This is a genomic window from Aquidulcibacter sp. (genome assembly GCF_049239865.1).
Classification (GTDB): domain Bacteria; phylum Pseudomonadota; class Alphaproteobacteria; order Caulobacterales; family Aquidulcibacteraceae; genus Aquidulcibacter.
The window spans coordinates 1-6,857 of the sequence record NZ_JBMLTR010000065.1 but is presented as its reverse complement, the minus strand read 5'-3'; the positions used below and the strand labels follow the sequence as shown (position 1 = coordinate 6,857).

Below are 6,857 nucleotides of genomic sequence, written 5' to 3'. Positions count from 1 at the left end.
GCCACGCCATTGAGCTTAATCGCCCGATAAAGCCCGCGCAGCGATACCGGAACCAGCCCCCGCTGCCACGCAAAGCCCAATAGGATCATGTTGGAATAAAGCGCATCATAGAGATATTCTTCCGCCAAGCCTTCGGCATGGATCACGCCCAACTCCCGCACTGCTTGGGCAAACAAATCTACCTTGGGCTGACCGCGATAGCCGCGCGTGCGATTGTGGATGAATTCGCTGGTGGGTTGGATGTCGAAATTGGCGACGGCACGGGTCGTCTCTTTGCAAACCAGATTGAGGCCATCGAGATTGGTTGCCACAATCAAATCGCCCGCAATCATCACATCGGCAGAAGCCGGGGGCACGCGGCCAGAGCGAATGTCCTGTGGCTGATTAGCGATGCGCACGTGGCTCAACACCTGCCCACCCTTTTGCGCGAGGCCTGTCATATCGAGCGTGGAGGACGCCTTGCCATCGACATGGGCTGCCATGCCGACAATGGCCGAAACCGTTGTTACGCCCGTGCCCCCAACGCCCGTAAAGACGATGGAGCGTGGGCGGTCCAAACTCATAGGCTCGGGCAGAGGGATATTGGTGGCATCAAAGGTTGGACGCGCCCGCTCGCGCTTGGCATTGTGGCTGCCTTCAATTGTCACGAAAGACGGGCAGAAGCCGTCCACACAGCGCGTATCTTGGTTGCAAGACGACTGGTCAATCTGCCGCTTAGTGCCAAAATCGGTTTCGAGCGGATGGATGGACAAGCAATTGGATTGCTTGGAACAATCGCCACAACCCTCACACACGGCGGGGTTGATGTAAGCGCGGGTGGACGTGGCCTTCAAGAGCTTGCGCTTGATCCGGCGGCGCTTCTCGGTCGCACACATTTGGTCATAGATCAGAACTGTGACGCCCTTGGTCTCGCGCAGGCGGCGCTGGACGGCGTCCAATTCCTCACGCGGATAGACGCGGACAGACGGCTCTAGCACCACATTGGCATAGCGCGTCGGCTCGTCGGCGACGATGACGACTTTCTTAACGCCCTCACCCAGCAATTGCTTGGCAATTTGGGGCGTGGTTTGGCCGCTTTCGGTGGACTGACCACCGGTCATCGCCACCGCGTCATTATAAAGCAGCTTATAGGTCACATTGACTTGGCCCGTCACCGCTGCACGAATGGCCAGCGAGCCTGAGTGCGAATAGGTGCCATCGCCCAAATTGACAAAGACATGGCCTTCTTCCGTGAACGGCGCTTGGCCAATCCAGCCAATGCCCTCCCCGCCCATTTGGCTCGTCATATCGGTTTGCCGCTCGGGCATGAAGGTCGCCATATAGTGACAGCCAATGCCAGCCAGCGCGCGCGAGCCTTCTGGCACGACGGTTGAGCTATTGTGCGGGCAACCAGAACAGAAATGCGGCGTGCGGTGTGCATCGCCTTCCAGCGCCTTTGCGCGATCCTTGCTTTCTTGCACACGGTTCAAATAGGCCAAAGCCTGCTCGCGGTGCGGGCCGTCGGGCACCAGATCAAACAAGGTCTTCGCCAGCACGGGGATGGAGATGGAAGCCGTGTCGGGCAGCAAGGGCTTACCATCCAACCCCTTCTTGCCAATCACCCGCGGCCGCTTGCCATCGGGCAAATCATAGAGGGCATCGCGAATCTGGGTCTCGATCAAAGCGCGCTTGTGCTCCACCACCAACAGCGTCTCAAGCCCCAAGGCAAAGCCGCGCAAATGATAGGGTTCCAGCGGCCAAGGCATGGCGACTTTATAAATGGCGAAGCCCAGATCGGCGGCCAGTTCTGGGCTGATGCCCAACGCATCTAACGCCTCAAAAATGTCCCGCGTGGCTTGGCCGGTCGCGACCAAGCCAATGCGCCGCTTGTCGCCCGATAGGATCTCCCGATCAAGGCTATTGGCTCGCACAAAAGCTTGTGCCGCTGGCAGCTTATACTGACGAAGCCGCGCTTCCTTGGCCATCGGATCATCGCCACGGCGCAGGCTGACGCCTTCTGGCGGCATTTCGAAGTCTGTGGGCAGGCGGATATCAAAGCGATGGGCGCCGACATCAATCACCGCGCCCGAATCCATCGTATCGGCCAAAGCGATCAGGCCCGTCCAAGCGCCAGAGTAGCGCGATAGGGCAAAGCCGTACAAGCCAAAGTCCAACACATCTTGGATCGATGCCGGCGACAGGATGGGCATTTCCGCATCGATGAAAGCAAACTCAGACTGGCTGGGCAGGGTCGAGCTTTTGCAAACATGGTCATCGCCTGCAATTGCCAAGGTGCCGCCGAACTTGGAGGTGCCTGCGAAATTAGCGTGCTTGAACACATCACCCGTCCGGTCAACGCCAGGTGCTTTGCCATACCAAATACCGAAAACGCCATCAAAGCGCGCACCCGCAAATTGACCAAGCTGTTGGCTACCCCAAACCGCCGTTGCGCCCAAATCTTCATTGAGGCCTGGCCAGAACTCGATATCGTGGGTTTTCAGGAGCTTAGAGGCCCGCTCGAGCTGCATGTCATAGCCGCCAAGTGGCGAGCCGCGATAGCCCGAGATAAAGCCCGCCGTGTTCAATCCGGCCTTCACATCGCGGCGTTTTTGGTCCAAAGGAAGCCGCACGAGGGCTTGGATGCCGGTTAGAAACGCTCTACCCTCGTCGAATTCATACTTGTCAGTTAACAGAACTTCGCGATGGAGCATTTGGTAGGCCCTCGGGTTTTTCGACCACTGTGAATGTGGTCTGCTTTTATCCGGGCATCATCTTCTGTTTTCACGGAAAAAGCTTGCTCTTTTTTTCGTTATTTGCGAAGGATTGCGCAAGATACATGTTCACTTTGCCAGAATTGAGGAAAATTCGTGTCGGAAGAATTAGACGCCATTGATGTACGCATACTCGATCTGGTCCAAGAAGATGCGGCGCTGTCAGTTGCAGAGATTGCCGATAAGGTCGGTCTGTCGTCAAGCCCATGTTGGCGGCGGATCAAACGCCTCGAAGAAATTGGCGTCATCACCAAGCGCGTGACCATCCTTGAGCGCGCCGCTTTAGGCCTAGATTTCGAAGTGATGGCCTCGGTAAAGCTGGCCCTGCCAAACCGCGAAAACCTAGAGAAATTCGAGGCCGCTGTGGCGACTTGGCCTGAAGTTGTCGATTGCGCCACGGTGACAGGGGCGGTCGATTATATGATCCGTGTCGTGACCACCGACATGCATGCCTATGACGGTTTCCTGCGCGACAAATTGCTTGGCCAAGGCCTCGTGTCAGACGTGCAGTCGCGCATCGTGATTCGCGTGGCCAAACGCACGACCTCGGTCCCGCTTGGCCTCAGCCAATCTAAGCGGCGTTAAGCACAGCAAAGCCGCGTTCCAGATCGGCAATCAAGTCTTCTGGCGCTTCTAAGCCAATTGAGTAGCGCATGATCGGTCCGTTTGGATGGCGGGCTGGAAATTGCCGGGTGATCTGGACCGTGCTGGGTAGCGCCAAGCTCTCAAACCCGCCCCACGAAAAGCCCATGGAGAATATCTCATAGGCTTCGGCCATTGCGTTGATTTTTGACGCTGGGAATTGCTTGAATACTACCGAAAACAAACCACCAGCCCCGCTAAAGTCGCGCTGCCAAATGGCGTGATCGGGGTGCGATGGCAGCGCCGGATGCAGCACTTGCGCCACTTCAGGCCGAGCCTCCAGCCAACGCGCCATGTCACGCGCAACCCGGTCTTGATGGGCCATGCGCAAGCCCATGGTGCGCAGGCCGCGCAAAGTCAGCCACGCATCTTCAGCAGACGTGCCAATGCCCAACATTTGGTGCATGGTCTTCAGCTTGGTCAGCCATTCCTCGCTATTGGTGATCAAAGCGCCCGCAAGCACATCGGCATGCCCGCCCTGATACTTAGTCAAGGCCTGCATGGAGATGTCCACCCCCAGATCAAACGGCTTCATATAAAGGCCGGCGGTCCAGGTATCGTCGATCAAAGTGGCAACCCCGTGCGCCTTGGCGACAGCGGTGATGGCCGGCACGTCTTGCAGCTCAAACGTCAAAGAGCCGGGGCTTTCAAGGATGATCAAGCAGGTGTTGGGCCGGATCAGACCTACAATATCGCCCCCGATGCGCGGGTCGTAAATCTCGGTTTCAACGCCATAATTGCCCAAAACCTCGCGGCAAAAACGCCGCGTCGGACCATAGGACGAATCGGTCAGCAACACATGGTCGCCAGCTTTCGTGGCGGCCATCAGCGCTAATGTCAGCGCTTGTAAGCCCGATGGGGCCAGCACGGTGCCAATGCCGCCGGAAATCTCCGTCAAGGCGTCACACAGACGGTCTTGGGTCGACAGGCCTTCCAGCCCATAGCCCTTCATGTCGCTCAAAGGCCCAGCGCGGTAGAGGTCATCGGCATTGTCAAACAGCACGGTCGAGCCGCGCTGGATGGGTGGATTGATCACCCGCTCATGCGAGAATGGATCGCGGCCGATTTGTACCAGTCGGGTCGCAGCCGAAAGGCCTTCACCGGCGGCTCCTTTTGAGTTCTTGCTCATCCAGCAGCCTCAGTCTCGATCGGAGAAGCAGGGTCTGCTGCCCACTCACTCCAGGCACCGTCATAAACAGGCACATCCCACAGCCCCAAACGCGCTAATGCCAAAGCGATGACACAGGCGGTGACGCCAGAGCCGCACGTCGTCACCACGCGCTTGCCAAGATCTACACCACTTGCCTTGAAGACTTCGGCCAATTCAGCTGGGTCTTTCATGGTATTGTCTGGCTTCAATAGGGTCGAGAAAGGCACATTGAAAGCACCGGGCATGTGGCCGCTGGGCAGATTGGCGCGCGGTTCTGGTGCGGTGCCAGCAAAACGACCCGCGGGGCGCGCGTCAAGGATTTGCGCGCTACGGGCTTCGACTTTCGCCAAAATTTGACCCTTGTCCCGGATCAAATCAGCGCGCCGACGCACGGTGAAATGCCGCTCTCGCGCGATGGGCGGCATATCCTCTGTCTCACGATTTTCAGCTAACCATTTGGGCAAGCCGCCATCGAGCACCACCACATCCTCATGGCCCATATGGCGGAACATCCACCAGACACGTGCCGCTGAAAACACGCCCGTGCTGTCGTAAACCACCAAGCGGAGACCATCACCTAAGCCTAGTTTCTTCACCCGGCTGGCGAACTTTTCAGGGCTGGGCATCATGTGCGGGAAAGGGCTGGCGGTGTCTGAAATCTCATCAATATCAAAAAAGACAGCACCTGGAATATGGGCAGCGTCATATTCTTCCTTGGCATTGCGTCCTGCTGCGGGCATGTGCCACGAGGCGTCAATGATGCGCACGTCCGGCGCGCCTAGCTTGTCAGCTAGCCATTGCGTGGAAACCAAGGGATCATCAGGATTGGCCCAGCCTGCCATGTTCGTGTCCTCAACCAGCTTATTGCGTTGCCCGCCCAAGGCGTGCCACACGGGGTTTTTTCAGTGCTTATGATCCACTAAAGGGATTTCAGCGTAAGTTGCAAAGACTATCTCATAATCCGGCGGCATAACTAAACCCATGAATGAAGAAAACACGGCTCTCACGATTGAAAAGGATCAGCGCTATCAGGCGCTCTTGATGGACTATGCGGCTGGTAGCTTGCCGCGTGGGCCTGCCTTGGTCGTTTCAGCGCATTTGGCTCTGCAACCGCAAGCGCGCGAAGTTACGCGGACGTTTGATGCGGCAGGCGGGATGTTGTTGGACGCAATCGAACCTGTTGAAATCGCTCAGCCTGCTTGGCTTGAAGCCGAGAAAAGCCGCGACTATTCAAACCATGCGCTGCGCGAGATTGACGATATGGCCCATGTGCTATCGTCCCTCGACCAAGGCCGCTGGCGACGCAATTTGGCGGGTATGTTGATGATGCCTCTGCCCGGCTGTGACGCTGAATTGCTCAAGTTAGAAGCAGGCCGCAAAGTGCCAGAACATGGCCACTCCGGCCTTGAAGTGACCCTTGTCCTGTCCGGTGAACTCGACGATGGCAGCCAAATCTACCGTCGTGGCGATTTGCTGGTGCATGACGAAGACAGCGAGCATCAACCCGGTGCTGCTAAGGGCGGCGATTGCATTTGTTTAATCGCACAGACTGGTTCTGTTCGTCTGAAAGGCCCATTGGGCTGGCTGATTAACCGTTTCAACTAATTTTTGCCTGATACTCCTCCTCGCTTTAATTAAAAGAGGCTTTGCGATGTCTTCCAAAAGCACCCTAAAACTATGTCTCCTCGCATCTACGCTTGTGCTGGGCAGCGCGGCGGTGGCGTCCAGCGCGGCGGCGGCCGCCACACCGGGGCGGACCGAGTTTGAAATCCTGATGAATGGCAAGCCCGTGGGCAAGCATATCGTGACGGTTTCAAAGTCTGCCGATATCACCAATGTTCGCATCGCCATTGATATGGCTGGTAAAATTGGACCCATCGGCTTTAGCTATCGCCATCGCTGCGAGGAAGCTTGGCGTGGCGATCAATTGACCAGCCTGAATTGTTCGGACCAGGAAAATCGATCCAACAAGTCTGTTGCCGCCAATCTGCGAGGGGCCAATATCGTCGTGGATGGAACAGGCTTTAAAGGCAATGCCCCTGCCACCATCCTACCGTCCAGCTGGTGGCGCTTTAGCACGATCAATCAATCCCGCCTGCTCGACAGCCGCGACGGCAAGTTAAGTCGTGTCAATGTAAACCGGGTTGGCGAAGAAGTGCTGCAGATTGGCGGAGCCAATGTTCGCGCCAGTCATTACCGCGTACGCGGTGCGGTCAACACGGATTTGTGGTATGACGCGACAGGCCGCTGGGTGCGGACAGCATTCAAAATCGCAGGCCAAAGCTTTGATTATCGGAAGGTGACTTCCGTCGCCA

At 57.1% G+C, this 6,857-nt stretch carries 6 protein-coding genes; 3 read left to right on the top strand and 3 right to left on the bottom strand.

The features are described from left to right. Nucleotides 1–2,690: indolepyruvate ferredoxin oxidoreductase family protein (locus ACOVRA_RS04690; RefSeq protein ID WP_421719288.1), on the bottom strand; the 2,690-nt coding region annotated here is incomplete at its 3' end. A 156-nt stretch (nucleotides 2,691–2,846) separates the two neighbouring features. On the opposite strand from ACOVRA_RS04690, the gene ACOVRA_RS04685 reads away from it, so the two are divergent. Next, nucleotides 2,847–3,335, top strand: a complete 489-nt coding sequence (locus ACOVRA_RS04685; RefSeq protein ID WP_290801781.1) for an Lrp/AsnC family transcriptional regulator — start codon at nucleotides 2,847–2,849, stop codon at nucleotides 3,333–3,335. Here the strand turns inward: ACOVRA_RS04685 and metC are convergent. Further along, complete coding sequence (metC, locus tag ACOVRA_RS04680; protein ID WP_421719287.1) at nucleotides 3,322–4,521, bottom strand: cystathionine beta-lyase; 1,200 nt, start codon at nucleotides 4,519–4,521, stop codon at nucleotides 3,322–3,324. The genes ACOVRA_RS04685 and metC overlap by 14 nt on opposite strands. After that, the gene (gene sseA, locus ACOVRA_RS04675; RefSeq protein WP_421719286.1) at nucleotides 4,518–5,384 is read right to left on the bottom strand and encodes a 3-mercaptopyruvate sulfurtransferase; all 867 of its coding nucleotides are present in this window, start codon (nucleotides 5,382–5,384) and stop codon (nucleotides 4,518–4,520) included. The genes metC and sseA overlap by 4 nt, the downstream gene beginning before the upstream one ends. A 139-nt stretch (nucleotides 5,385–5,523) precedes the next feature. On the opposite strand from sseA, the gene ACOVRA_RS04670 reads away from it, so the two are divergent. Beyond that, nucleotides 5,524–6,147 (top strand): ChrR family anti-sigma-E factor, encoded by a 624-nt coding sequence (locus ACOVRA_RS04670; protein WP_421719285.1) that lies wholly within the window; start codon nucleotides 5,524–5,526, stop codon nucleotides 6,145–6,147. A 46-nt stretch (nucleotides 6,148–6,193) separates the two neighbouring features. Beyond that, nucleotides 6,194–6,857 (top strand): DUF6134 family protein (locus ACOVRA_RS04665; protein ID WP_421719284.1); only part of this gene is annotated, 664 nt, incomplete at its 3' end.